This window comes from Streptomyces avicenniae, from assembly GCF_000719135.1.
GTDB classification, from domain to species: Bacteria; Actinomycetota; Actinomycetes; order Streptomycetales; family Streptomycetaceae; genus Streptomyces; species Streptomyces avicenniae.
In genome coordinates, this window is record NZ_JOEK01000019.1 from 19,081 (window position 1) to 45,501 (window position 26,421).

At 74.3% G+C, this 26,421-nt stretch carries 18 protein-coding genes; 13 read left to right on the top strand and 5 right to left on the bottom strand.

The genetic code is table 11. From position 1 onward, the window contains the following. Positions 1–10 precede the first annotated feature (10 nt). Positions 11–676 (bottom strand): FMN-dependent NADH-azoreductase, encoded by a 666-nt coding sequence (locus tag IF27_RS27400; protein ID WP_052852540.1) that lies wholly within the window; start codon positions 674–676, stop codon positions 11–13. 99 nt (positions 677–775) lie between these two features. Between IF27_RS27400 and IF27_RS27405 the strand changes: the two genes are divergently transcribed. Beyond that, complete coding sequence (locus tag IF27_RS27405; RefSeq protein WP_052852541.1) at positions 776–1,291, top strand: MarR family winged helix-turn-helix transcriptional regulator; 516 nt, start codon at positions 776–778, stop codon at positions 1,289–1,291. Between the two features lie 31 nt (positions 1,292–1,322). Here IF27_RS27405 and IF27_RS31880 read toward each other — a convergent pair whose 3' ends face one another. The 3 genes from IF27_RS31880 to IF27_RS27420 all read right to left on the bottom strand — a co-directional run bounded on the left by IF27_RS31880 (position 1,323) and on the right by IF27_RS27420 (position 6,831). Next, positions 1,323–4,130 carry an AAA family ATPase gene (locus IF27_RS31880; protein ID WP_052852542.1) on the bottom strand — a complete coding sequence of 936 codons (2,808 nt, stop codon included), beginning with the start codon at positions 4,128–4,130 and terminating at the stop codon, positions 1,323–1,325. Positions 4,131–4,209: 79 nt separating this feature from the next. Next, positions 4,210–5,730: an FAD-binding oxidoreductase gene (locus tag IF27_RS27415; RefSeq protein ID WP_052852543.1), complete on the bottom strand. Its 1,521-nt coding sequence runs from the start codon at positions 5,728–5,730 to the stop codon at positions 4,210–4,212. 102 nt (positions 5,731–5,832) lie between these two features. Beyond that, complete coding sequence (locus IF27_RS27420; RefSeq protein ID WP_052852544.1) at positions 5,833–6,831, bottom strand: methyltransferase; 999 nt, start codon at positions 6,829–6,831, stop codon at positions 5,833–5,835. Between the two features lie 1,089 nt (positions 6,832–7,920). Between IF27_RS27420 and IF27_RS27425 the strand changes: the two genes are divergently transcribed. The 12 genes from IF27_RS27425 (at position 7,921) to IF27_RS27480 (ending at position 25,687) form a co-directional block, all read left to right on the top strand. After that, the gene (locus tag IF27_RS27425; protein WP_052852545.1) at positions 7,921–8,766 is read left to right on the top strand and encodes an SAM-dependent methyltransferase; all 846 of its coding nucleotides are present in this window, start codon (positions 7,921–7,923) and stop codon (positions 8,764–8,766) included. A gap of 85 nt (positions 8,767–8,851) precedes the next feature. After that, the gene (locus IF27_RS27430) at positions 8,852–9,880 is read left to right on the top strand and encodes a methyltransferase (RefSeq protein ID WP_110946299.1); all 1,029 of its coding nucleotides are present in this window, start codon (positions 8,852–8,854) and stop codon (positions 9,878–9,880) included. 121 nt (positions 9,881–10,001) lie between these two features. Further along, the gene (locus IF27_RS27435) at positions 10,002–10,652 is read left to right on the top strand and encodes a TetR/AcrR family transcriptional regulator (protein WP_052852547.1); all 651 of its coding nucleotides are present in this window, start codon (positions 10,002–10,004) and stop codon (positions 10,650–10,652) included. Positions 10,653–11,286: 634 nt separating this feature from the next. Continuing rightward, a complete protein-coding gene (locus IF27_RS27440; RefSeq protein WP_052852548.1) occupies positions 11,287–12,648 on the top strand; it encodes an acyltransferase domain-containing protein in 1,362 nt (453 codons plus the stop codon). Then, positions 12,645–18,560 (top strand): SDR family oxidoreductase, encoded by a 5,916-nt coding sequence (locus IF27_RS27445; RefSeq protein ID WP_052852549.1) that lies wholly within the window; start codon positions 12,645–12,647, stop codon positions 18,558–18,560. The genes IF27_RS27440 and IF27_RS27445 overlap by 4 nt, the downstream gene beginning before the upstream one ends. Before the next feature lie 17 nt (positions 18,561–18,577). After that, entirely contained in the window at positions 18,578–19,606 is a 1,029-nt protein-coding gene (locus IF27_RS27450) for a 3-oxoacyl-[acyl-carrier-protein] synthase III C-terminal domain-containing protein (RefSeq protein ID WP_052852550.1), read from the top strand. After that, the gene (locus tag IF27_RS27455) at positions 19,603–21,084 is read left to right on the top strand and encodes a cytochrome P450 (protein ID WP_110946301.1); all 1,482 of its coding nucleotides are present in this window, start codon (positions 19,603–19,605) and stop codon (positions 21,082–21,084) included. The genes IF27_RS27450 and IF27_RS27455 overlap by 4 nt, the downstream gene beginning before the upstream one ends. A 4-nt stretch (positions 21,085–21,088) precedes the next feature. Beyond that, on the top strand, positions 21,089–22,198 hold the full coding sequence (locus IF27_RS27460; protein WP_052852551.1) for a Rieske 2Fe-2S domain-containing protein: 1,110 nt from the start codon (positions 21,089–21,091) through the stop codon (positions 22,196–22,198). A 49-nt stretch (positions 22,199–22,247) separates the two neighbouring features. Further along, positions 22,248–23,171 (top strand): 3-hydroxyacyl-CoA dehydrogenase family protein, encoded by a 924-nt coding sequence (locus IF27_RS27465; protein ID WP_052852552.1) that lies wholly within the window; start codon positions 22,248–22,250, stop codon positions 23,169–23,171. Next, positions 23,168–23,470: an acyl carrier protein gene (locus IF27_RS27470; protein ID WP_052852553.1), complete on the top strand. Its 303-nt coding sequence runs from the start codon at positions 23,168–23,170 to the stop codon at positions 23,468–23,470. The genes IF27_RS27465 and IF27_RS27470 overlap by 4 nt, the downstream gene beginning before the upstream one ends. Further along, a complete protein-coding gene (locus tag IF27_RS27475) occupies positions 23,463–24,569 on the top strand; it encodes an acyl-CoA dehydrogenase family protein (protein ID WP_052852554.1) in 1,107 nt (368 codons plus the stop codon). Before IF27_RS27470 ends, IF27_RS27475 begins: the two co-directional genes overlap by 8 nt. After that, the gene (locus IF27_RS27480) at positions 24,566–25,687 is read left to right on the top strand and encodes an HAD-IIIC family phosphatase (protein ID WP_052852555.1); all 1,122 of its coding nucleotides are present in this window, start codon (positions 24,566–24,568) and stop codon (positions 25,685–25,687) included. The genes IF27_RS27475 and IF27_RS27480 overlap by 4 nt, the downstream gene beginning before the upstream one ends. On the opposite strand, the gene IF27_RS27485 is transcribed toward IF27_RS27480, so the two are convergent. Beyond that, on the bottom strand, positions 25,662–26,327 hold the full coding sequence (locus tag IF27_RS27485; RefSeq protein WP_052852556.1) for an O-methyltransferase: 666 nt from the start codon (positions 26,325–26,327) through the stop codon (positions 25,662–25,664). The genes IF27_RS27480 and IF27_RS27485 overlap by 26 nt on opposite strands. Positions 26,328–26,421: the final 94 nt, after the last annotated feature.

Genomic DNA, 26,421 nt, shown 5'->3' on the forward strand with positions numbered 1-26,421 from the left:
GCGTTCCGGCTCAGCTGGCCGGGGCCTCGGCGGGCACGCGGGCGGCCAGCGCCTCGACGGCCTCCAGGGCGGCGGCCCGCGACGCGGCGTGGGCGTCGCGGAACTGGGCCAGGAACGGCATGACCGGGGCGTGGGTCAGCTCGGTGTGGACGAACTCGACGTCCTCGATGCCGAGCGCGCCGAAGTAGGCGCGCAGGTAGGGCTCCTGGAAGTCGAAGGGCTGCCGGGGCGTGCCCTCCCCGTACGCGCCGCCGCGTGCGCTGAGGACCACGACGGACTTCCCCGCGAGCGGCAGCCACGGGAGCGTCACCCGGTCGATCCACGCCTTGAGCGCGGCGGGGATGGAGTAGTTGTACATGGGCGTTCCGATGAGCAGGACGTCGGCGGCGAGCAACTGCTCGATGAGCGGACGGGTCGCCGCCCACGCCTCGGCCAGCTCGGGCGCGGAGGCCACCTCGTCCATGGCCGCGAGGTCCCGCACGCCGTTGACGGACGACTGGGTGGCGACGCGCACCCTGGCCTCGTCGATGGGCGCGACCGGTTCGCTCAGCAGGTCACGGTAGGTGTAGGTGCCCTCCGGATGGGCGGCCGTCCAGTGTTTGACGAAGGCCGTGCCCAGCTCCCGGGAGAACGAGTCGCTGCGGGCACTGGCGTCCAGGTGCAGCAGATGCGCCACGGATATTCCCTTCCAGACAAGATGATCTGAAGTCGGAACCAGAGTAGACCAAGATAGTCTTAGGTCAAGACGATTTGATCCCTTTGCTATTCTGCTGGTATGGCCCTCACCACCACCCCCGCCGACGGCCAGGCGCCGGTCGGTCGGCTCCACAGCGACCTGCACTGGCTGTTCGCCCGGCTCAAACAGGGCCTCGCCACGGCGGAGGTCGCGGTCGTGCGCAAGCACGGGATGACCCTGTGGGGCTACACGGTCCTCATGGCCGTCGTCGATTCCCCGATGCGCAGCCAGCTCTCGCTGGCCCAGGCGGTCTCGGTGGACAAGAGCAAGCTCGTCCTGGTCCTGGACGAGCTGGAGTCGGCGCGACTGGTCAGGCGCCGCCCCGACCCGGCCGACCGCCGGGCCCGCATCATCGAGGTGACCGAGGAGGGCCGTCGCGCCCTCGACGCCGCGCGCGCGGACGTCGAGGCCGTCGAGACCCGCCTGCTCGCCGACCTGGACGGCGGCGACGCGGCGCAGCTGCGGTCCGTCCTGCTGCGGCTCGTCGGCGCGCCGGTGGACCGGATCGAGGACGGGCAGCAGGCCGGGGACGCCTGCGCGCCGCCCCAGCCCTGACCACCCCCTCCGCCGAGGGACCCGCGCGGGCTCACACCTGGAGGACACGGCCCAGTTCCGAGCGGCTCTGGATGCCGAGCTTGCGGTACGCGCGGGTCAGGTGCGTCTCCACCGTCCGCCGCGTCACGAACAGCTCCCGCGCGATCGCCCCGTTGGTCCGGCCGACGGCGGCGAGCAGCGCCACGCGGTACTCGCTCGCGGTCAGGGCCTTGGTGCCGAAGTGCTCGGAGCGCCTGGGCAGCCCGCCCGCCGCGAGGAGTTCGGTGTGGACGCGCCCGGCCAGCCGCAGCGCGCCGAGCCGCTGGGCGAGCGTCAGGGCGCGCCGCAGCGTCTCGCGGGCCTCGCGCCGGTTGTTCTCGTGCCGCTGGACGATGCCGAGGCTGGCCTCGGCGTAGGCCGTCTCCAGGTGCGCGGCACCCGACCGCAGCACCTCGACGGCCTCGGTCAGGGCGGCCAGCCCCTCGGCGCCGCCCAGGATCAGCCCTTTGGCACGCAGTGCCACGCCGACCGCGCGCGGCGTGCCCCACCGGCGTGCCGCGCGCACCTCCTCCTCGACGAGGGCGACGGCGCCCGCGACGTCACCCAGCTGGTTCTTCATGAACGCGGCCTCGGAACGCCAGCGCGAGATGCCCGGGTTGTCCGTCCCCCAGCCCTCCATCCGCCGCCCGCTCTCCTTGAGGTCGGCCAGGGCGCCCTCGATGTCGCCGCGGGCGCCCTTCAGCCGTCCGCGCGCCGCGAGCAGCAGGGTGTGCGGCCAGAACTCGGGGAGCGCGCCCGCGCTGCCGCGCGCGCCCAGCAGGGCCATGGCCTCGTCGGTGCGGTCGAGTTCGGTGAGGACGTTGAGCAGCGGCACGAGGACGAGCGACTGGATCAGGTCGGCGCCGCCGTCCTGTCCGCCGAGGAAGCCGAGGGCCTGCCTGGCGTCGCGCTCGGCGCCTTCGAGCCGCCCCATCTCCAGCTGGCAGGCCGACCGGAGGGCCAGCGCCATGATCGTCCTTGACAGGCCGCCCACCCCCTGCCGCCCGGTGAGGACCGCGTCGCACCGCTGGTAGACGAGGTCCAGCTCGTCGGCCCACAGCAGCGTGTAGAGGGTGTACGGCATCAACTGCGGCTCGCGGCCCGAGTCCAGGTCGGCCGCGAACGCCCCGCGCAGGGCCTCCACCACCTCGGCGGCGGGCGTCCGCCCCTCGACGGCGGCGTGCAGCGCGCGCAGGGACGTGCGGTGCAGCGTGTCGTCCGGGCTGTCGTCGGGGAGCTGCGCCAGCAGGCGGGCCGTGTCCCCGGCGCCCGAGGTGCCGAGCAGGGCGGCCATCGCCTCGCCGCTGTCGAGCTGGCGCAGCAGGGCGTCGCGCGACCGGGTGGGCGGCAGGGCGGCGAGGTCGCCTCGGCACTCGTGGAGCGTCTCGGCCGCCTCCTCGATCCGGTGGGAGCGGACGAGGGCCTGCGCGTAGGTGAGGACGGTGCTGACCCTCGTACGTGGGGTCCTGGCGGCCTTCAGGCGCGGTCGCAGCCTGACCAGGAGGCCCCGCGGATCGGTGATCAGCTCGACGCAGTCGAGCGACGCCTGGACGTCGTCGCGCACGTCGTCGGCCAGGGGTTCGTGGAGCGCGCGCCGCAGCAGGGCGTGGGCCTCGGCGGGCTTGCCCTCCGGCACGGCCTTGTCCGCCTCGGCCCGCAGGACCTCGGGCACCCACGCGGCGCCGATCGGCCCGGTCCGCAGCACGTGCCGGACGATGGCGGCCGGATCGGCGTTGCGCTGGTGCAGCACCTCGGCCGCCCGCCGGTGTATCCGGTCGGGGGCGACGGCCTCCGGAAGGCGGCGCAGCGCCCGGCCGACCACCGGGCTGGTGTACGAGGGCTGCGCGAGGTCGGTGAGCAGGCCCATGGCGCCGAGCACGGCCAGGCTGGCCGCCGCCTCACGCATCGGTATCCCCGCGGCCTCGGCGACGAGGGCGGCGTCCGCCTCGCCCTCCAGCAGGGCGACGGTCTCGGCGACGCGCCCCACGGCCGCGGGCAGGTGGGCGAGACGTTCCTGCACCTTGGCGGCGACCAGCCCCTCGATCGCGCCGGTGGACCACACCGCCCCGCCCGGCTCCTGGTGCGGACCGGCACCGGCCCGCAGCATGGTGTGCAGCACGGCGGGGCTGCCCGCCGTCAGCCGGTGCAGCTCGTCCACGACCGGGGTGGGCGTCGGGCCGAGGAGGCCGACGGCGAGGTCGCCGGTGCCCGCCTCGGTCAGCGGGGCGGGGTGGAGCACCGTCCACTCACCGGCCGCGCACAGGGCGGCCAGCATCGGCGGGCTGGCCACGGGCTCGCCGAGCCTGCGGGTGGCCACGATCGCGACCGGCCACCCCTTGAGGCGGCGCGCGACGTAGGCGAGGACGTGCAGGGAGGGCGCGTCGCAGAAGTTCATGTCGTCCACGGCCAGGACGACCGGCGCCCGTTCCGCCATGCCGCGTATGGCGCACAGCATGCCGCTGAGGACGGAGATGTCGCCGGTGTCGCCCTCGGGCGACACGCACGAGTCCATGACGCGGAGCAGTTCGGCCGCGGGCCGCGCCGCCTCGGTGTGTCCGGCGGCGAGGGCGGAGAGGTGGGGTTCCAGGAGCTGTTGCATCACTCCGTAGGGGTAGTCGGCCTCCAGGGAGCCGCAGCGGGCGGTGCACATGATCACCTGACGCGCCCGCGCCGCGCGTTCGAGTTCGAGCAGCAGGGCCGTGCGGCCGATGCCGAAGCCCCCCTCGATGAAGAGGAGGTCTCCGACTCCCCGGCACAGCGTGTCGATGGTGCGGTTGAGGACGAGTAATTCGGACCAGCGTTCTACCAAGTTCTGGTGCACAGCTCCCCCGGACGCTCATTCCCTGACCATCGCCGGAACGGCCGGTGACCCGCCGGGCGGGCCGGTCACCGGCCGGGGGTCAGATGCTCTGGGTGAAACGGAAATAGTTGGTCGGGTCGTAGTGACGTTTCACCCTTCTGAGGCGCCCCAGGTTCTCCTTGTAGTAGGCGTCGGCCCAGTCGGGCAGGACTCGGTCCAGGTAGTTGACGTAACTCTCGCCGTTCGAATACGGGTTGACCGCGTCGAACACGTTGCCCGCCCAGGTCTGCGCGACCGCGCGGTCGGCCGCGGGCGGGGCGCCGCCTTGCAGGCCGGTGGCGATGCTCATGACGAACTCGGAGTCACGGTGGACGTAGGCGGTCTCCGTACGGCCGAACTCGTTGGCCCGGCCGCCGAGGACGATGGTGCGGATGAACCGGGAGTGGCCCGCGGCCCGGTCGGCGTCGAACGCGGTGAGCAGCGCGTCCAGGCCCGCCGCCGGGATGGCCTCGCCGAAGAGGCGGCTGCGGTCGAAGGACCAGCCGAAGCGGGCGATCTGCCCGTCGGGGGTGGTGCCCTGGAGATGGCACTGGGGCACCGTCAGGTTGGAGCAGTTGTACCAGGCGAGCATCCCGGCGGTGTACGTGTCGTCGTTGACGGTGCGCGTCGCCGGGGTGTGGCCGACCTCCGCGACGAGCGCGTCGAGCAGCGGCGGCAGGTCGTCGGGGTCGCCCATCCACACGCCGGGCACGCCCACCGTCGGCACGCTGCCGGCGGCGGCGTCGAACATCGCGAGCACCGGCCCAGAACTGAGCCTGTTCGGCGACGCGATGGCCCACTCCTGCCAGGCCGCGAAGACGTCGGCGGCCTGGTCCCAGGTCCAGCCGAGGCTGAAGCGGGAGAGCGTCGGCACCGGCGTCGCCCGCATGCGGTAGGACGTGACGACGCCGAAGTTGCCGCCGCCACCGCCGCGCAGGGCCCAGAACAGGTCGGCGTTGTGCGCGGCCGAGGCGGTCACGACGCTGCCGTCGGCGAGGACGACGGTGGCGGATTCGAGGGTGTCGGAGGCCATCCCGAGGAACCGTGTCTGCCAGCCGAGCCCGCCGCCCTGGACGAAGCCGCCCGCGCCCACCGTCGGGAAGAGCCCGCCCGGCAGGGCGAGTCCGGTGCCGGACAGGCCGCTGATCGCGTCGATCTGGAGCGCGCCGCCGCCCATGGTGACCACGTCGCCCTCGGCCCTGATGCCGTTCAGGCGGGACACGTCGATGACCAGGCCCGTGGTCAGCGAGAAGCCCATGAAGCTGTGCCCGCCGCTGCGCGGCGTCGCCGGTATGCCGCGCGCCCGCGCGAACCGCAGGCAGGCGCTCACGTCGGCGGCCGACTGGCAGTAGGCGACGGCGGCGGGCCGTACGGTGTCGAACTCGGTCCAGGAGATCTGCTTCGCCGTGGTGTAGGCCGCGTCGGACGGCAGGACCAGGGTGCCGCTCAACCGCCGCCGCAGTGACGCCCAGTCGGGCTCGTCCGTCGCGTGGGCCAGGACCGGCGCCAGGGCGCCCGTCGCGGTCCCGGCGGCCAGGGTCGCCGCGGCTCCCGCGCGGACGAACGCTCTTCGTGAAACCATGTGCAGTGCCTCGTTTCGGTCAGTGGCGGGACAGGTGTTCCGGCGGACGGTCCCGGCGGACGGCCGCGGCGGGAGAGGGTCGCGGGCGCGGGCGGGCGCCGGTCAGCGGGGGACGGCCTCCACCAGGGCGTGCACGAGGGTGCCGCCGGTGTTCTCGGCCTGGACCGCGCGCGTCATGCGGAAGCCGGCCTCGTCGAGCAGCTGCCGCCAGTCGCCCTCGGTGCGCTCCTTGCCGCCGAGGATGACCATCATGAAGAGGTCGGCGAGCATGCTGGGGTGCAGGCCGCCGCCCTCGGGGATGACGCTGTCGATGACGATGAGCCGGGCGTGCGCGGGCATCGCCTCGCGGACGCGGCCGAGGATCCGCAGGCAGTCCTCGTCGCTCCAGTTGTGCAGCACGCGGGAGAGGACGTACGCGTCGGCCCCGGGCACGACCGCGTCGAAGAAACTGCCGCTGACGACCTCGACGCGGTCCTGGACGCCCTCGGCGGCGAGGTGCGCGGGCGCCTCGGCGGTGACGGCCGCGAGGTCCTGGACGACGCCGGTCATGCCGGGGTTGCGCCGGAGGACGGCGGCGAGCAGCGTGCCGCCGCCCCCGCCGACATCGACGACGTGCCCGAGGCCCGTGAAGTCGTAGCGGTCGAGGGCGGCGATGGCCGGGGCGAGGGACGTCACGCCCATGGCCCGGTTGAACAGCTCGTTCTCGGCCGGGTTGGCTTCGAGGAAGTCGTAGTAGGCGGCGCCGTGCACCCTGTCGAAGGCGGGCTCGCCCGTGCGGACGGTGTGCATGACCTCGGTCCAGGCGCGGAAGCAGGCGCCGCTCTGGAGCATCACGCCGTAGCGGAAGCCGCCGGGGGCGTCGCTGCGCAGGATGGCCCCGGCCTCGGTGAGCGAGAAGCGCCGTCCGTCGTGGGCCTCCAGCACGCCCATGGAGGCGAGGACGCGACAGAAACGGTACAGCGCCTCCTCGTTCGCGTCCGTGCGGGCCGCGAGGTCGGCGACCTGGACCGGTTCCTGGCCCAGGTGGTCGGCGATGCCGAGCTGGGCGGCGACGTAGAAGGTCTGCCCGACCCAGGGACCGCCCATGTGGTAGAGCTGCATCAAGTCCGGTGTCGGTGCTGGCGTTACGGCACTCACGGTCTTCCTCCTTGAGCATGTGTGGCGGCGGAACACGGTGTTCCGCCATGACGTCGCGGGGAGGGCGGCACGGTCGGACGGACCCGCCGCGCCGGTACGGCCGACGGCGTGCCGGGGCGGGGATGTCGGTGCGCCGGGCATGGCGGCGCCAGGCCCTGTCCTCGGGGGAGCGGCGCGTCGGCGCGTCGGGGCGTACGCCCGGCGGATCAGCCGTCCGGTGGCACACCGGGCGGACCACCGGAATGGGCGGAAGTCGCTCGCGCCGTCAGGGGCCGAGTGGGGCAGGCGTGCGGCGCCAGGCCCGTGGGCCGGTCGGCCCGCACCGAAATCGGCCGATCGCCGACCGGCACCATGAGTTGTCTGTCCGAACAGGCCCGGAAACACCCCGGTAAAGCACCTTCACGAACCCCCGTCGCTGACTCGCGCTCAACAAACAGTTGAACCAGTCGTCGGTCCACCGAAATGGGAATTTTTCATTCCGCAACCCGAAGGCGGGGTGTACCACGCTTTTTCACGCACCCCGTCGGCGGACCCCAGTCAAGCATCACGGACGGTTCCACGCCACCTCGCGTATGCCCCTCCGTGGCATATGGCCGAAACCCTTGCCTGTTGCTCCTCCCACCTGGCTCCGACGCTCTTCTCCCCCACCGCGCCCACCGCGCGACGACCTTGTGGACACCTGGGGGAACCTGGAAGGAAAACCGGTGAAACCCCAGGCCAGAGTGGCAGGATGAGCGCTCGGGGCGTCTCGGCGCGGCCCGTGGCGCGGCGGGCGCGCCGCTCCCGTGGAGATCATCGGCGCCAACAGATCAAGCCAGATCAATGTCATCCGTGGACCACCGAAACAAACACCGAAACAAATTCATTGCCCAATCTTTTCTTGCCGCGCCCCAGAACGGGTTGCTAATCTTCGCGGCGAAGGTGCGGCCTGTCGGACAACACCCGCGCCGGGCAGGGAAGTCTTTACCCTCGACCGGCCTTCTTCCCGACTATTCACACGGGAAGCGTCACCGTTCTGCGCTTCGAATTCACGCAACCGGAATGGAGAGACACATGTCCTCTGCGGAATCCACGAGCGCCCGTCAGGTGGGTCAGCTCTACGACCAGATGGCGGGTTTCGAGTCGGACAATTTCAGCGGCGACCACAATCTGCATTTCGGCTATTGGGACGCCCCCGGGGACACCTGGCCCCTGGAGCGCGCGGAGGAGCGGTTCACCGAGCTGATGATCGAGAAGCTGCGGCCCGCGCCGGGCGGCCGGGTGCTCGACGTCGGCTGCGGCATGGGGACACCGGCGCTCCGCCTCGCGAACGCCACCGGCGGCGAGGTCACCGGCATCACGGTCAGCCACGAGCAGGTCAAGCGGGCGGGCGCCCGCGCCGCCGCCGCCGGGCTGGACGACCGCGTGTCGTTCCGGTGGGCCGACGCCGCCGCCCTGCCCTTCGAGGACGACGCGTTCGACGCGGTCTGGGCCCTGGAGTCGATCATCCACATGCCCGACCGGGTCCAGGTGCTGCGGGAGGTCGCGCGGGTGATCAGGCCGGGCGGGCGGGTCGTGCTCACCGACTTCTTCGAGCGCGCCCCCGTCCCCGAGCACAAGCGCCCCGCCGTCGAGAAGTTCTACGAGAACTGGGTCATGGGCCCCACCGTGACGATCGACGACTACCCGCGCCTGGTGCGCGAGGCGGGGCTGCGCCTGGTCGAGGTGGCCGACATCAGCGAGCAGGTGATGCGCCGGACCCTGGAGGGGATCGCCCGGCGCATCGCCCAGGACAGGAAGCACATCGACGACACGCTCGGCGCCGAGCTGGCCGACGACCTCGGCCTCTCCGACCTCATCGAGGTCTGGGAGCTGGGCTACCTCCTGGTGGTGGCCGAACTCCCCGGCGAGACGGACTGATCCGGCGCTCCCCCGGCGCGCCGCGGCGCGCGTGGGACGGCACGGACCGAAGGCAAGGACAGCAGTCGAGCCCCACGGAGGAAGCATGCCCACCGATTCCGCCCCAGGACCTGATCTCCGGGAGATGTACCAGTCGTCAGGCCCGTGGATAGGACAGACGCTCTACGTGGCCGCGCATCTCGGCCTCGCCGACCTCCTGGCAGAAGGGCCCCTGGAGGCAGGGGAGATCGCCAAGGCGACCGGGAGCGACGAGGACGCGCTGTACCGCTTCTGCCGGGCGCTGACCGCGCTCGGCGTGCTGACCGAGCTGCCCGGCAGGTCGTTCGCGCTGAAGCCCGCGGGGAAGGTCCTCGCCAGCGGCACGCCCGACGGCTTCAGGGACGGCGTCCTGCTGCAGAGCGGCGCCGTCTTCCGTGCCTGGGCCGACGTGCTCCACACCGTCAGGACCGGACGCCCCGCCTTCGACGAGGCGTTCGGCATGGACTACTTCGCCTTCCTGGAGGCCCACCCCGACGAGGCGCGGGTGTTCAACCGCGCCATGGGCGCCACCATGCCCGCCGCGATCGCCGCGCTGGAGCGCTACCCGTTCGAGGGGTGCTCCACGGTCGTGGACGTCGGCGGCGGCGACGGGCGGATGATCGCGTCGGTCCTGGCGCGGTTCCCCGCGATGCGCGGCGTGCTCCAGGACCTGCCGGAGACCGTGCGGCAGGCCGAGGACAACCTCGCGCGGGCGGGCGTGACCGAGCGGTGCGTGCTGGCCGGGGAGAGCTTCTTCGACACGGTCGCCCCCGGCGGCGACGTCTACGTCCTCTCGCGCGTCCTGCACGACTGGAGCGACGAGAACGCGCTGCGCGTCCTGCGGAAGGTCAGGGCCGCGATGCGCCCCGGCGCCCGGCTCGTGCTGGTCGAGAGCGTCCTGCGGCCCGCCGAGGGCGACATCCGCAGCGTGCTGGCCGACCTCCTGATGCTCGTCGTCCTCGGCGGCAAGGAGCGCACGGAGGACGAGTGGACGAAGCTCCTGGCGGCGGCGGGGCTCACGATCCGGCGGATCCTGGACGACCCGGGCGGGGCCACCACCCGCGGGCACAGCGTCATCGAGGCGGTCGCGGAGTAACGGCGCGGGCCCGCCCCGCCCCCGGGCGCGGGCACCGGCGGCCGTCCCGTGAGAGCCGAGAAGGTCGGTGATAGCCTCTCACCAGACGTGGCGGACCACGTCGTGGAGCGCGGAGGCGGGCGTGGCCGGTGCCGAGACGGGAACCCCCCGGGAGCGTTACCGCGCCCAGGTGCGGGACGAGATCAAGCGGCAGGCGTGGGAGCAGATCGCCACCGCCGGTGCCTCCGCCCTGTCCCTGAACGCCATCGCCCGCCGCATCGGCATGAGCGGGCCCGCGCTCTACCGGTACTTCGCCGGGCGCGACGAGTTGATCACCGAACTCGTCAGGGACGCCTACCGCGACCTCGCCGACACCCTGCGGGCCCGCGCGGCGGACGGCGCCGACCTCGCCGGGCTCGCGCACGCGCTGCGCGGGTGGGCCCTGGAGGACCCCCAGCGCTACCTCCTCCTCTACGGCACGCCCGTGCCGGGGTACGAGGCTCCGCCTGACACCGTCGAGACCGCGTCCGCGATCATGACCGTCCTCCTCGACGTCGCCGCCGCCGAACGACCGCCGACCACCACGGCGGCGTCGCTCGACGCGCATCTGGCCGGGCACCGGTCGTGGGCACGGGAGCACGAGGCCCCGCCGCCGGTGCTCAGCCACGCCCTCGTCTTCTGGACGCGCCTGCACGGCGTCCTGTCGCTCGAACTCGCGGGCCACTTCACGGACATGGGGTTCGACCCCGCGGAGCTGTACACCGCCGAGGCCCGCGCCCTCACCGGACGCTGAGGGCGCGACGGGCGCCCCCGTCCCGTCCCCCGGAATTCCCCCGGCAGAAAAGCGTTGCGCAAGGCTTCACGGAGCGCGAATTCCGGGCGGAAAACCTCGGGCGTGAAGAATTCACACCTTCCCCGGAAAACGTTCTCCCCGACGGTCGCGCGACACGGTACGGACATTTCCCACGGGGCGTCCGCGGAATTCACCACCCCGCGCACGGGCGCCTCCCCGGCCGCCGTCCGGCGCCGCCCCCTCCTCCCCCGACCGGCGGGTCTCGGCCAGGCACGTGCGCCGCGCCACGGTCGAAAACCAGGACGACTCAGGCCCGGAAGCCGGGCCGTCCCGGGCCGAAACGGACATCGGCGGACCGGCGCGGCCCCGTCACAGCCGCGGCTAGCACCCCGCCTCGCGTCACGGCAAGAACGCCAGAACCACTCTTAGCAATAAGATTAGCGAATAATATTATTCATTTGGTTTAGGCCGAAACCAGGACCCGGGGCATTGTTGCCGCCCCGCCCGCGGCGCGGTTACCGTGAAAAGCGACCGCGTTCGGCAGGGAACATTCCGTCGGGGCCCCGCATTCACAGGCGACAGCGGCGGCCGGGCGGGGATGAGGGTGGTGCACGTGGTGAATTCCGTCTTTGTCATGCCCGGTACGGTGGCCGCTCCGCGCGCGGGCGTCCTGGGCGAACTGCACAGCCGCTACGCGTCCGTACGCGAAGCGCTCGCCGACATCGACAAGGCCGCCAGGGACATGGGGCTGCCCGACATCGGCGCCCGGCTGACCGGGGAGGGCGGGGCGGGCGAGCGGCGCGGCCCCGAGGTGCAGTACCTGGAGATCTTCGCGGTCAGCATGGCCACGCACCGCATGCTGGTCGCCGAGGGCGCGCGGCCCGTCGCGATCGTCGGGCAGAGCATCGGCGAGCTGTGGGCCCTGGCCGCCGCGGGGCACCTGTCCGTGGAGGACGCGGCGCGCCTGGCCGTCGCCAGGTCCCAGGCGCTGACCCGGCAGGGCTGGGAGGGGAGGATGCTCGCGGTCGGCGTGGACGGCCGCCGGGCGGAGGCGCTCGCGGGGCTGATCGACCACCCGCAGCTCGTGCTGGCCTGCGAGAACGCACCACGGCAGAGCGTGCTCAGCGGCCCCGAGCCGCTGATCGCGCGGGTGGAGCGGGCGGCCGACGCGCTGGGCTGGCCGAGTCTGCGCCTCGACGTGCCGCATCCGACCCACTCCCCCGCCATGGCGCGCGCCGCGCGGGACCTGCGGGCGACGGCGCCCCGGGTGCCCTACGGCGCCGGCCGCTGGCGGGTGTGCTCCCCCTGGCTGGGGCGTGACGTCGGCGACGACGACCCGGTGGAGCTGGTCGCCGGTGCGCTGACCGCGCGGGTCAGGATGCTGCACACCATCCGTGAGCTGCACGCGGCGGGCGCGGACGTCTTCGTGGAGTGCGGCGAGTGGCCCGTCGTCACGAAGTTCGTGGAGGCGTCGGTGCCGGGCGTGCGGTGTGTCGTGCCGCTGAGCGAGGGCGACCCGGTCGGGGCCGTACGGGCGTTGGTGGCCGAGTACGCCGACGCGGGACCGCTCCCGCCGCGCCCGGCGGCGCCCGAGCCCGCCGTGCGGCTGAGCGTGCCCGCGCCCGCGGCACCGGTCACGACGCCGCCGGTCCAGGCGCCCGCGCCACCGCCGCCGCCCCCTCCGCCCCCGCCCGTCGCCGAGGCACCGGCCCCCGCGCAGCCGTCCGCCGGTTCCGACTACGCGGCGGTGCTGGACGAACTGCGCACGCTCTACGGCGACTTCCTCGGCTACCCGCCCGACCTCCTCGGCGAGGACGACGGACTGGAGTCCGAACTGGGCGTGGAATCCCTCAAGCAGGTGGCGCTGCTCGCCCGCGTGTCGGAACGGTTCGGCCTGCCCGACCTGCGGGCGAACTCCTCCCTCCTGACCGTCGGCACGCTGCGCCGGATCGCCGAGACGGTCGTGCGGGCGCGGGCGGAGGCCGCCGCGCGATGACCTCGACGGACAACAGCCTGCGAGGCCGCGTCGCCCTCGTGACCGGGGCGGCGAAGAGCCTCGGCGCCGACATCGTGCGCCGCCTGGCGCAGGGCGGCGCCCATGTGATCGTCAACTACTTCCACTCCGTCGAGCAGGCGGAGCTGCTGCGCGCGGAGCTGGAAGCGGCCGGGCACAGCTGTGAGTTCATCCGCGCCTCGGTGGCCAAGCCCGCCGAGATCGACCGGATGTTCGACCTGGTCCAGGAGCGGCACGGGGCGCTGGACATCCTGGTCAACAACGCGGCGGGCGGCGCGTTCCTGCCGCTGTTCGACGTGGACGACACCTACTGGCAGCGCGCGTGGTCCACCAACGTCATGGCGGCCTACCACTGTTCACGCCGGGCGGCCGGGCTGATGGCGGGCCGTGCGGGCGCGAGCATCCTGTGCCTGTCGAGCGTCGGGGCGCACCAGCCCGTCCCCGGTTACGGCCCCGGCGGTGTCACGAAGGCGGCGCTCGAATCGCTGGTGCGCTATCTGGCGCTTGAGCTGGTCGGCGAGGGCATCCGCGTCAACACGGTGCTGCTGGGCTCGGTGGCCAGCGAGATCGTCGTCAACCTCGACTCCCCCGAGGCCGCGCTCGGCGATCCGGCCTCGGCCGGGGAGCTGATGCGCCGTACCCTCTCGACGCCGGAGGCCGCCCGCCTGATCGTCCATCTCCTGCACGAGGACACCGGCTTCATCACGGGGCAGACCCTCGTCGCCGACGGCGGCATCAGCATCGGCGGGATGCAGGGCATGCGGCTGCACAGCAGGCTGGCGGACCAGGCCAGGGCGCCCGGCAGGACGCCGGTCGGGGCGCGGCGGGCCGCCGAACGGCCGCTCGCCGCACGGCCCGTCGCGCCCCCGGCGGTGGAGGCGCCGCCCCGGGCCGACCCGCCCGCGCCGGTGGCGGCCCCCGCGCCCGTCGCGGCGGCGGACGAGGCGCCGGGCGCGGACCCGGAGGCCGTCGCCGTGGTCGGCCTCGGCCTGGTCCTGCCGGGCGCCAACGGCCCCGCCGAGTTCTGGGACCGGCTGCGCGAGGGCGCGCTGCTCTCCAGCGAGCCGTCCGCCTTCGACCTGGAGCACTTCTGGGCGCCGACCAGGGAGGAGACCGACGCCTTCTACGTCCGCGAGGCCGGGTACGTCCACACCTTCGTGCCCGATCCCGCCTCGCTCGCGGAGCCGGACGGGAACGCGGGCCACCCCGGGTGGCCGCGGACGACGCGCTGGCTGCGGCACTGCGCCGTCCAGGCCCTGGCCGGAGTGCGCCGCCGCCCCGAGGACCGCTGGCTCGCGGCGACCACGGGCATCCACGACCAGACGGGCCTCGGCCCGCAGGGCGTCGTGCTGGGCGACGAGTACCGGCGCATGGTGCGCGACGCGGTCCCGGGCGACCGGGAGGGCGAATGGCTCGCCGAGCTGGCCGACCACGCGATCGGCGCGCACTACGGCGGCGACGGCGGGGACCCGCGCGCGTACCTGCCCGCGTCCGTCGCCCGCGACGCGCTGCGCGGCCTGGTCCCGGACGACACGCAGCACCTGACGCTCGACGCGGCCTGCGCCAGCGGCCTGTTCGCCGTGGACGCGGCGGTCAAGGCGCTGCGCGAGGGTTCCTGCGACATGGCGCTCGCGGGCGGCACCTCGATCATCGAGCCGATCGGGTTCACGCTCTTCTGCCGGGCGCAGGGCATCTCGATGAGCGGCCGGGTGCGGCCCTTCGACCGGGCGGCGGACGGGACGCTGATCGGCGAGGGCGCCGTCGTCCTCGTCCTGAAGCCGTACGCGCGGGCCGTGGCGGACGGCGACCGGGTGCTCGGCGTCGTCCGGGGTTCCGGCCTGGCCGCGGACGGCCGCGGCAAGGGCATCCACGCCCCGGCGACGCGTGGGCAGGAGCTGGCGATCGCGCGGGCCTGGGCCGACGCGGGCGTCGAGGCGGGCGACGTGGACTGGATCGTGGCCCACGGCACGGGCACGCCGGTGGGCGACGAGATCGAACTGCGCTCGCTGCTCTCCCGGTTGGGCGAGCGGGAGCGGGCGTGCCTGCTGACGTCGAACAAGCAGGTCTTCGGGCACACCGGTGTGCTGGCGGGCCTGGTCTCGGTCGCGCACGCGCTGGTCGCCCTGGACCACGGCGCGGTCCCCGGCCAGCCCGTGGTCACCGATCCGCATCCGCTGCTCGGGGACGGGGAGCGGCTGACGGTGCCGGTGACGGACGCGCCCTGGCCCGCCGACGAGGCACGGCCGCGGGTGGTCGGCGTGTCGTCGTTCGGGCTGGGAGGGGCGGACGCGCACGTGGTGCTGTCCGACCGCGCGCCCCTGGCAACTCCCCCGCTGCGCAGGGGTGGTGAGGAACCGGCCGACGGCGAGGACCTGGTCGTCGTGGGCTGGAACACGCACCTGCCGGGGCTTGAGCCCACGCGGGTGCCCGCCTGGCTGGGCGGTGAAGGCCCGCCGCCCGAGGCCGGGTTCGGGGTGCCGTACCCCTTGCCGTCGCCGCGTGAGGTGCGCATCCCGCCGCTGACGATGCGTCACATGGACCCGGCGCACCTGATGATGCTCCAGGCGATCGGCCCGCTGCTCGACGGCCTGGGCGAGCCGGGCACCGCCCTGCGGCCGACGACGGCGGTGATCGTCGGGGCGACGCTGCCGACGACGCACAACACCCGGGCCGCGCTGCGGGTCCACGCGCGCGAGTGCGCCACCGCGTTCGACATCCTGCCCGACGCGGCGCGGGCCCAGGCGCTCAAGGACTACCTCGCGAAGGGGATGGCGGCGGCCAAGGGGGTGATCCCCGGCGACCTCAACGAGGACGACTTCACGGGCGCGGTCTCCTGCATCCTGTCGGGCCGCGCGGCCAACTACTACGACCTGCGCGGCCTCGGGACGAGCGTCTACTCCCACCGCGACTCGGCGCACGCGGCCGTTGACCTGGCGCTGCGCCAACTGCGCCACAGGGCCTGCGACCTGGCCCTGATCGGCGCGGTGTGCCAGCGGCCGATCAGCGGCTGGGACCGCCATCTCGCGGCGCTCGTCCCCGAGGGACGGTCCATCGCGGAGGGCGCCGCCGTCCTGGCGGTCACGCGGCTCTCCACGGCGCGGGAGCACGGCCTGCCCGTGCTCGGCACGCTGTCCACCGCCCTCGGCGACGACGGTCCCGGGCGGCCGTCCGCGCCCGCGCACGCGCTGCCCGTGCTGGCGGGTGCAGGGCACACCTACCTGTCGCTGGACGCGCTGTTGACGGTCCTCAAGGGCGTCGTCACCGGGACGGACACCGTCGTCGCGCCGGCCGCCGCCGGATCGCCACCGATCCGGTTCACCCGGCCGGGCGGCGCGGCCGAAAAGCCCGGCGGCGGCCAGGACGCCGAGGACGTCATCGGCCGCCGTCAGACCTTCAGGCTCGTCCCCGTGCCAGCGCCCGGGGCGGCCCCCGCCGGGCCGCCGGTCCCGCCGGGCAGCGTCGTCCTCACGGACGCGCCCGACCTCGCCGCGGCGGTGAGCGGCCGGGACGTCGCCGTCTGGTCGCCACGGAGCGGCGTCCCCGGCGCCACGCACGTCCCGCCGGAGGAGGCGCCGGGCGCCCTCGCGGGCCTGCCGTTCGTCCCGCGCCACGTCCGGGTCCTGTCCCGGCTGCCCGCCGACGACGACGGGACGGACGACGCAGAGGCCGCCCGGCTCGAAGCCCTCCAGGACCTGACGTTCACGACGCTCCAGGCCGCGCTGCCCGCGCTGCGCTCCGGCGGCTCGCTCGGCGCGCTGCTGCTCGGGCCGGTGCCCGACGACCTGCCGCCGCCGCTCGCCGGGCTGTTCACGGGGCTGGTCCGTTCCGTCAGGGCGGAGGTCCCGCAGTGCGGCGGGGTGACGCTGCTCAGCGACGCGCCGGACGCCGCGACGGCGCTGGCCCAGCTGGCACGCGCCGAGGCGGCCCACGTGCCGACGCACACGCTGGCCTGCCGTGGCGGCGACTGGTCCGCCCTGGCCGTCACGGACGACGACGCGCCGCCGACCGCCGCCGCCACACCGCTGCCGCCCGGCGCGGTCGTGGTCGCCTTCGGCGGCGCCAGGGGGATCACGCCGGAACTGCTCGACGCCGTCGCCCGCGCCACCGACCGCCCGCACCTCTACGTCATCGGCCGCACCCCGCCGTCCGACACCGCCGAAGCCCTCCCGCCACAGGCCGAGTTCATCGCCGCGGGACGCCGCGCACGGCCCGGCGCGACGCTCGGCGAGCTGCGCGCCGCCTACGAGAAGGCCGAGGCGCGCCTGGAGGTACGCCGCACGGTGCGGCGCCTCACCGAGCTGTGCGGCGAGGGCCGCGTGCACCACCGCGTGTGCGACGTCCTGGACGCGGAGCGCACCGGCGCCGTCCTCGGCGAGATCCTGGAGCGGCACGGGCGGATCGACCTGCTCGTCAACAGCGTCCTCGACCTGCGCTCGCGCGCGCTGGACGCCAAGTCGCTGCCCGACTTCCGCGCGGTCAGGGCCGCCAAGGCGGCCGGTTACCGCAACCTGAAGCGAGCCCTGGCCGGGCGCCCGCCCCGCATCTGGTGCAACTTCAGCACCCTGGCGACGCTCGCCCCCGCGCCGGGCGACATCGACTACTGCGCCGTCAACGAGTACCTGGCGTACGCGAGCGCGCGGGCCACGCGGCGGGCGCCCGACGGGCGGCACGAGGTGGCGGTCCTGTGGAGCGGCTGGCGTGAGGTCGGCGTCGCCAGCAGCGTCACCATGCGGGAGACGCTGAGGCGCAACCGCATGGACGCCTACATCAGCACGGCGCAGGGGCAGGCGCAGTTCCTGTCCGCCGTGACCCGGCCGCCGTCCGGCGGGGTGGCGTTCTTCATCCGGGAGGAGGAACGCGTCCTGCTGGCCAGGCGCGGCATCGCCACGCACGGCTCCCCCGGCGATCCGCGCCCGCCCGCCCCCGACGCGCCGCCGCCGGCCGTGCCGGACCCGGGGCTGGCGACGCCGCTGCTCGACGGCGTCCTGCACCGGGGCGCCGACTGGGCGGTGTTCACGAAGACGTGGGACCCGCGCACGTTCGCCGAGCGGGACGGCCGCTGGATGCGCCACCACCGGGTCAACGGCGACAGCACGCTGCCGGGCACGTTCACCCTCGAAGCCGCCGCCGGGGCGGCCTCGGTGCTGTGCCCCGGACTGGTGGTCACCGGCTTCCGCGGTCTCGTCTGCCGGGCGTCGGTCACGATCAGGCCCACGGGCCCGCCGCGCACCGTCTCCGTGGAGGCGCGGGTCACGGGCCGGGGCGACGGGCGCGCCGAGGTCGCCGTGCGGATGACGGCGCACCGGATCGGCAGGAACGGGAAGGTGCTGCGCTTCGACGACCTGTTGGCCGAGACGACGGTCCTGCTGGCCGACCGTTTCGCCGTGCTCCCCGGGCCACGCGACCGCTCGGCCCACGAGCCGGTGCGCGGCTTCGTCATGCCGGTCTACTCCCCTGAACCCCCGATCTCCCTCACCGGCCCGTTCGCCGGGACGGGCGACTACACGCGCGGCCCCGGCGGGAACAGCGCCACGTTCACGCTGGACCACGCCGCCTGGGCGCCGGTGCTGGCCGGGACGAGCGTGCCGACGATCCTGCTGGACGCGATGGTGCACCTGCTGCTGCTGCCGCCGCGCGGCGGCAGCCCGCCCCGGGTCGGGCCGATGGCGGGTCTGGACGAGGTCGATCTCGGCGGTCCCGGCAACGACTGCGACCTCGCCGCCGCCCACCGGGTGATCCGGCTGCACCGCGACTTCGCCACCGGGACGCTGACCGCCGTGGGCGGCGCGGGCCTCGTGCTGGCCAGGATCGCCGGGGTCAGCGCGCACGCCCCTGAACCGGGCGGCGAACCGGTCAGACCCGGCGCCCTCGTGCACGGTCCGTCCCTTTCCTGACAACCGAGGAGACAGCAGTGTTGTGGCGGGACATCTCGATCGCCGGGACCGGCGCGTGGATTCCACCGATCAGATCCGAGCGCGACCCCTGGGCGGGGCCGGTCACCGGGCAGCCGTCGATGGCGGCGCTCAACGGGTTCACCTCGGCCGCCGTCTCGACGGACAGCACGGCGGCGCAGATGGCGGCCCGCGCGGGCCTGAAGGCGCTGCGCCGAGCGGAGGTCACCGGCGCCGACCTGAGCCTGCTGGTGCACGCCGCCTTCCAGGACAAGGACCACTACACGCCCGCGCCCTACCTGCTGCGCGTGCTCGGCGGCCGGGACACCGCCGCGTTCGAGCTGGGCGCCGCCAGTGACGGCGGGGCCGCCGCGCTCGTCGTCGCGGCGGAGCACCTCACCTCGCGGCCCGGCGCGCGGGCCGCGCTCGTCACGGCCGGGGGCCGGTTCCCGGCCGAACGGTGGGGCGGCGTGCGGGAGATGGGGTACGTGGCGGGTGACGCGGGCGCCGCCGCCGTCCTCACGCGCGGCCCCGGCCTCGCCCGCCTCGTGGCGACCGCCCAGGCGACGGAGCCGGAGCTCGAACTGCTGACCCGGGCCAAGGAGGCGCCCGCCGGGGCCGAACGGCCGTTCCTCGCCGAGGAGACGGGCCTGATGCCCCACATCGACGCACTGCAACGCTCCACCCGCCGCTGCGTCGAGTCCGTCCTCGACGAGGCCGACGTGAAACCGGCGGACGTGACGCACGTCGTGGGCATCGCGATCGGCGCGGTCGTGCTCGACCTGGTGCTCGCCGCCTCGCCGCTGGACGTCCGCTCGGGCGACACGAGCTGGACGTTCGGGCGGCACCTCGGCCACGCGGGGCCGTGCGACGTCCTGCTCGCCCTGGACCGGCTGCTGGGCGCGGGCGCGCCGCGGGCCGGGGAGCGCGTGCTCGTCCTGAGCTTCGGTCTCGGCTTCCGCTGGACGACCGCGCTGCTCGAAGTCACCCGCGATCCGGCCGCCCTCGCGCCCGGCGGCCGATCGACAACGGAACGAGGTTCGTCATGACAGACACGAACGCGGCCACCGCCGCGTCGGTCCCGCTCGCCCCGGGGGGCCTGCCGCTGCTGGGCCACGCGCTGCCGCTGCTGCGCGACCCGCTGGCGTTCATCTCGTCGCTGTCCGGGTACCGGGGGCTCGTCCGCGTCCGGCTCGGCCCGACCTCGGCCGTGGTCGTCTGCGACCCGGACCTGACGCGGCACGTGTTCCTGAACGACCGCGTCTACGACAAGGGCGGGCCGATCTACGAACGCATCCGCGAGGTCATCGGCGACGGCCTGTCCACCTGCGCGTACCCGCTGCACCGGCGGCAACGGCGGCTGTGCCAGCCGTCGTTCCACCCCGCGCGCCTCACGGGGTACAGCGCGGTGTTCGCGCGGGCGTCCCGGCTGAAGGCGGCGTCCTGGCACGACGGCGACGTCCTCGACATCACGCAGGAGATGATGACGCTGACGACGCGGGCCACCATGGAGACGATGTTCAGCGGCGCGCTGCCCGCCGAGACCATGAGCCGGGCCCTGTCCGACACCGCCGTCGTCGTGAGCGCGTTCTTCCGCAGGATGATGACCCCGGCCGCGCTGCGCGGCGTGCCGACCCCCGGCAAACGCCGCTACGACCACGCGCGGCACCGGCTGTCGGCCACCATCGAGGGGATCATCGCCGAGCGCCGCGCCGACCCCACCGACCACGCCGACCTGCTGTCCACGCTGGTCGGGGCGGTGGACGAGGAGAGCCAGGACGGGCAGCGGCAGCTGAGCGACGGCGAACTGGCCGACGAGGCGCTGACGTTCTTCCTCGGCGGCATGGAGACGACGGCCATCACGCTGGCCTGGGCGCTGCACCTGCTGGCCACGCACCCCGACGTGCAGCAGCGCCTGCGCGCCGAGACGGACGGCGTGCTGGCCGGGGGCGACCTCGACGCGGCGCACCTGCCCTCGCTCGGCCTCGCCACGCGGGTGGTGACGGAGGCGCTGCGCCTCTACCCGCCCGCCTGGATGATGACCCGCAGGCTGCGGCAGGACGCCGAACTCGGCGGCGTCCGCCTGGCGAGCGGCAGCACCCTCGTGCTCAGCCCCTACCTGCTGCACCGCAGGGGCGACCTCTTCCCCGACCCCGACCGGTTCGACCCCGACCGCTGGCTCGACGCCCAGCCCGACCGCGCCACGTACATCCCGTTCGGCGCCGGTCCGCGCAAGTGCATCGGGGACCAGTTCGCGCTGAACGAGGCCGTCCTCGCGCTCACCGCCGTCGTCGCCCGCTGGAAGCTGTCGCCGGTCGGCGAGGAGCCGTTCAGGCCCAAGGTGGAGACGTCGCTCAGCTCACGCGGGCTGCTGCTGCGCGTCGCCGACCGGCGGCAGGACGACGCGGGCGGCACCGGCGGCCCGCAGCGGCACGCCGCCGTCCCCCCGCAGGGCACCGCCTGCCCGGTGGACCACCGGGCGGCGCGGGGCGCCGCGTCCCCCCGTTCCGACGCCGCCCCGGAGTGATGCCGTGAAGCCTCACCTGAAACCGCTCGTGAAGCAGCTGCTGCGCTCGCGGAAGGTCGGCCTGCCGGGCGCCGCCCCGGCCGACAGCCTGCACGCGCCCTCGCGCCCGTACCCGAACGGCTGGTTCTGCCTGGCGTTCGCCTCCGAGGTGCGGCGCGGGTCGGTGACCACCCGTCCGCTGGCGGGCGCGGAGGTCGTCCTGTACCGGACGGCGGGCGGGGTGCTGCGCGCCGTCAGGCCGCAGTGCCCGCACCTGGGGGCGCATCTCGGGGTCGGCGGGTCGGTCGAGGGCGAGGAGATCGTCTGCCCCTTCCACCGGTTCGCGTTCGACCCGTCCGGCGCCTGCGTGCGCACGGGCTACGACCTGCCGCCGCCGAAGGCGTCGCTGACGCAGTACCCGGTGTGCGAGGTCAACGGCTCGGTCTACGTGTGGTGGCACGCCCTCGGGCTGCCCCCGCAGTGGCAGGTCCCGGTCATCCCGATGGACGAGCGGCAGCCGTTCAGCCACGACACCTTCGCCCTCGCGGGCCACCCGCAGGACGTCATCGAGAACGCCTTCGACTGGGGGCATCTTCCGGCGCTGCACGGGCTGAAGGGCCTGGACATCGAGGGCGCGCCGGTGGCCGGGCAGCCGGTGAGCACCGTCACGGCGACCGCGCGCGGCACCGTCATGCGCGGCTTCCGCCAGTCCTACACGCTCACGGTGATCGGGCTGGCCAGCATCGCGGCCCGCACCGTCCTGCCGCGCGGCGCGGGCAGTCTGCACGTGATGCTCCACGCGACGGCGACCGGCCCGGGACGCATCGAGCTGCGGTTCGGCACGAAGCTGGAGCTGACCGGCGTGCCCGGGCTGCCGAGGAGGGCGGGGCGTGCGACGGCGATGCCCGTGGCGCGGCTGCTCAGCGCCGTCCTCCAGCGGGTGGCGAGCGTCGATACGGGCGCCGACCTCCTGATGTGGCATCACCAGGAGCACGTCGAGCAGCCGAAGCTCGCCAGGGGTGACGGGCCGATCGGCCGGTACCGGCAGTGGGCGCGGCAGTTCTACACGGAGCCGCCTGGCGGCGTCGTGGCGCCGCGACCGCCGAGGACCGAGGTGGGCCGCGCCGAGGAGTGACCGCCGCGCCGGACGGGGTGTCCGGCGCCTGGACCGAGAGAGGGGCGACATGACAGCGCGGAGCGGTACGCGGGCCGCCGGGCGGCGGCTGGCCGTGCTCGGGGCGGGGGTGATGGGGACGGGCATCGCCGCGCTGGCGGTCGGGCACGGCGTCGCCGTGGCGCTGGCCGACCCGGACCGGCGGCGGCTGGACGGGGCCCGGGCGAGGATCGGCCACCAGCTGCGGACGGCCCGGCTGATGGGCGCGTTGCCGCAGGACACGGAGGAGGGCGCCCTGCGCACCGGCCCGTCGCTCGCCGCCCTGGTGGCGGCGGACGGCGCGGACCTCACGGCGGTGGTCGAGGCGGTCACCGAGGACCCGGGCGCGAAGGCGAAGGCGCTCGCCGAGGTGTCCGCGCTGCTCGCGCCGGGCACCCTCGTCGTCTCGAACACGTCGTCCATCCCCATCGACGAACTGGCCCTGGCGACGGCCAGGCCCGAGGACCTGGTCGGCACCCACTTCATGAACCCGCCCTGCCTGATCAGGACGGTCGAGGTCGTCAGGGGCGCGCGCACCGGCGCCGCCACCCTGGACGCGCTGCGGGACCTCCTCGCCGCGCTGCGCCGCGAGCCGGTCGTCGTGGCGGACGCGCCGGGGTTCGTCACCAGCCGGATCCTGCACCCCATGATCAACGACGCGGTACGGGTCGTGGCGGCGGGAACGGCGAGCGCCGAGGCGGTGGACCGGCTCATGCAGGGCTGCCTGGGGCATCCGACGGGACCGCTGCGCACGGCCGACCTCATCGGCCTGGACAACCTGGCCGATTCGCTGTGGGTCCTGCACGGCCGGACGGGCGAGGAACGCTGCCGTCCCAGCGGGTTGTTGCTGGAGATGGTGCGGGCCGGGCACCTCGGCCGCAAGAGCGGTCGCGGCTTCTACGCGTACGACCACACGTACGAGGACGAGTTCGAGTGCGAGGGAGAACAGGCATGACCACCTCCTCCGACCGGCCGGTGCCGGACCACGTCGGCGACCCGGGCGCCGTCGAGACGGACCTGCTGCGGTTCCTCGGGAAGCGGACGGGGCGGATCTGGACGGCCGACGCCGACGTCTTCGGCTCGGGCGGCCTGTCGTCGCTGTTCGCGATGGAGCTGGTGGTGCATCTGGAACGGACGTACGGCATCGCCGTGCGCGGCTCCGACCTGCGGATGGACAACTTCCGCACGGCGCGGCGGATGGCGGCGCTCGTCGGGCGGCTGCGCGGGGCGGCCGGGGACGGCGCCGGTGCGTGAGTCCGTCGCGGCGGCGGCCTCCGCGGTCACCGCGCTGGTCGGCGACCGGGCGTCCGGCTGGGACCTGGCGGGCAGGCTGCCGGAGGACGTGGTGCGGGAGCTGGGCGCGGCCGGGCGGCTCGCCGCCCAGATCCCGGCGCGGCACGGCGGCGCGGGCTGGAGCAGCGCGGAGAGCGGCGAGTTCACCGCGCATGTCGGCAGCCTGTGCGGCTCGTTGCGGAGCGTCATGACGTCGCAGGGCATGGCCGCGTGGACGGTCGAACGGCTCGGCGACCCGGCGCAGGCGGCCGAGCTGCTGCCGAGGCTGGCCGCGGGCGGCACGGCGGCCGTGGCGTTCAGCGAGCCGCAGGCGGGCAGCGACCTGTCGGCGATCGCGACGACCGTGACCGTCGAGGGGGACGGTGTGCTGCTCAGCGGGCGCAAGAAGTGGGTGACCGCCGCCGCGTACGCGGACGTCCTCCTGGTGGTGGCCCGGATGGGGGAGGACGGCGCCGTGGTCGTGGTGCCGCGTTCCGCGCCGGGTGTCGAGGTGCGGCGGGTGGCCGATCCGCTGGGCTGCCGGGCGGCGGGGCACGCCGACGTGCGGTTCGACGGGGTGCGGCTGCCGCTGGACAGCCTGCTCGGCGGCGGACGGCAGCCGCTGCCGCTGCTCGTGACGACGGCCCTGGCGTACGGCCGGATCTCCGTCGCCTGGGGATGCGTCGGCATCCTGCGGGCCTGCGTGACGGCGGCGGCCGAACACGCGCGCACGCGGCGGCAGTTCGGCCGCCCGCTGGCGGAACACCAGCTCGTCGCCCGTCAGCTGGCCGATCTGTGGACCGCCGAGCAGATCGCCACCCGTGCCTGCGAGTACGCCAGCCGCTGCTGGGACGAGAACGCCCCCGACGTCGCCACCGCCGTCGTACTGGCGAAGTACGTCGGCGCCGGGCATGCGGCCAAGGGTGCGGCGGCGGCCGTGCGGGTGCTCGCCTCGGCCGGGGCGCGGGACGGGCATGTCGTGGCGCGCGCGTACCGCGACGCGCAGCTGATGCGGATCATCGAGGGGAGTGACGAGATGTGCCAGCTGATCCTGGCCGACCAGGCGCTCGGCCGCCGGTGACCGCGCCCGAGCCCGAACCCCGGCCCGCGACCGTGAAGTGCCTCGTCTGGGACCTGGACGAGACGCTGTGGCGCGGCACGCTGCTTGAGGACGGGGACGTCGTCCTGTCCGACGCGGTGCGCGCCGTGGTCGTCGGCCTGGACGCGCGCGGTGTCCTCCAGTCGGTGTGCAGCCGCAACGACCACACCCTCGCCTGGGCGCGGCTCGAAGCGCTGGGCGTCGCGCAGTACTTCGTCGTCCCGGAGATCGGCTGGGGGCGCAAGTCGGAGGCCGTGCGGCGGATCGCCGCGCGGCTGGACTTCGCGCCGGGCGCCGTCGCGTTCATCGACGACCAGCCCGCCGAACGCGCCGAGGTCGCCCACCACCTGCCCGAGGTGCGCTGCTACGCGGCCGAGGACGCGGCGACGCTGCTCGACCTGCCCGAGTTCAGCCCGAGGTCGGTGACGGTGGACTCGCGGCGGCGCAGGACGATGTACCAGGCCGGATTCCGGCGCACGGAGGAGCGCGAGCGGTTCACCGGCTCGCACGAGGACTTCCTGCGCTCGCTGGAGATGGAGATGCGCGTCGGGCGGGCCACCGAGGGCGAGTTGGCGCGCGTCGAGGAACTGACGCTGCGCACCAGCCAGATGAACGCGACCGGCGTGCACTACCCGCACGAGGCGCTGCGCGCGTACCTGGGCAGCCCGCGCCACGAGGTGCTGGTCGTGACGCTCACCGACCGTTTCGGGCCGCACGGGGCCGTGGGGGTGGTGCTGCTGGAGAGGCACGCGGAGGCGTGGCACCTGCTGCTGCTCGCGACGTCGTGCCGTGTGGTGGCGTTCGGCGCGGGCACGGTCGTCCTCCACTGGCTGATCGACCAGGCCGCCCGCGCGGGCGTCCATCTGCTGGCGGACTTCCGCGCCACCGAGCGCAACCGGATGATGGAGATCGCCTACCGGTTCGCCGGGTTCGACGAGGGGCCGTGCGGCTGCCGGGGCGAGGTGACGGCGGAGAGGGGCGCCGGGGAGGGGGGCGAGGGCGTCCAGCTCCTGCACCTCGTCGCCGGGCGGCGGGACGCCCCCGTGACGCTGCGCCTGAGCGCCCCTGATCTGGTCAGGGCCGCCGCCGGACCAGGGTGATGCCGTCCGCCACCGGGAGCATGGAGACGTCCACGCGCCGGTCGTCGCGGATGAGCGCGTTGACCTCGCGGACACCGGCGGTGTCCGCGTCGTCGGCCTCGGGATCGATCACGCGTCCGAAGAACAGCGTGTTGTCCAGCACCAGCAGTCCGCCCGGCCGTACGAGCCGCAGCGCCGCCGCGTAGTACCGGGGGTAATTCGCTTTGTCGGCGTCGATGAAGACAAGGCCGAAACGGCCTTCCGCTCCTTCGGCGAGCAGATTCTCCAGGGTGTCGGCCGCCGCGCCGACGCGGACCTCGATCCGCTCGGACACGCCCGCGCGCCGCCAGTGTTCCGCGCCGATCTCGGGCCAGCGGTCGGTGAGGTCGCAGGTGATCAACCGCCCGTGAGGTGGCAGGGCGCGGGCCATGCACAGGGTGCTGTAGCCGGTGAACGTGCCCAGCTCCAGCACGTCCGTGACACCGGCCGCCGCCACCAGGAATGCGAGGAACTGCCCCTCCTCGGGCGGCACCTGCATCGCCCGCCCGCCGGGCAACTCGGCGGTGACGCGCCGCAGATCCTGGAGAATGTCGTCCTCTCTGAGCGAGAAATCCCGCACGTATTCGAGAATGTCGGGACCGGCTGCGATCTGGTGCGCCATGCTCGGAACTCTAGGACGTTACCCCTCGCGCTTCAACGGCGCCTTTCGGCACGGGTGATGAGGAAATGCAGGACGGCGCCGAGGAAGCGTTCTC

Excerpts from the sequence above, each read along its gene's own strand:
- IF27_RS27445 (WP_052852549.1), top strand. The coding sequence starts at position 12,645 with ATGACCTCGACGGACAACAGCCTGCGAGGCCGCGTCGCCCTCGTGACC.
- IF27_RS27440 (WP_052852548.1), top strand. The coding sequence starts at position 11,287 with ATGCCCGGTACGGTGGCCGCTCCGCGCGCGGGCGTCCTGGGCGAACTG.
- IF27_RS27415 (WP_052852543.1), bottom strand. The coding sequence starts at position 5,730 with ATGGTTTCACGAAGAGCGTTCGTCCGCGCGGGAGCCGCGGCGACCCTG.
- IF27_RS27465 (WP_052852552.1), top strand. The coding sequence starts at position 22,248 with ATGACAGCGCGGAGCGGTACGCGGGCCGCCGGGCGGCGGCTGGCCGTG.
- IF27_RS27425 (WP_052852545.1), top strand. The coding sequence starts at position 7,921 with ATGTCCTCTGCGGAATCCACGAGCGCCCGTCAGGTGGGTCAGCTCTAC.
- IF27_RS27405 (WP_052852541.1), top strand. The coding sequence starts at position 776 with ATGGCCCTCACCACCACCCCCGCCGACGGCCAGGCGCCGGTCGGTCGG.
- IF27_RS27420 (WP_052852544.1), bottom strand. The coding sequence starts at position 6,831 with ATGCAGCTCTACCACATGGGCGGTCCCTGGGTCGGGCAGACCTTCTAC.
- IF27_RS27455 (WP_110946301.1), top strand. The coding sequence starts at position 19,603 with ATGACAGACACGAACGCGGCCACCGCCGCGTCGGTCCCGCTCGCCCCG.
- IF27_RS27470 (WP_052852553.1), top strand. The coding sequence starts at position 23,168 with ATGACCACCTCCTCCGACCGGCCGGTGCCGGACCACGTCGGCGACCCG.
- IF27_RS27485 (WP_052852556.1), bottom strand. The coding sequence starts at position 26,327 with ATGGCGCACCAGATCGCAGCCGGTCCCGACATTCTCGAATACGTGCGG.
- IF27_RS27430 (WP_110946299.1), top strand. The coding sequence starts at position 8,852 with ATGCCCACCGATTCCGCCCCAGGACCTGATCTCCGGGAGATGTACCAG.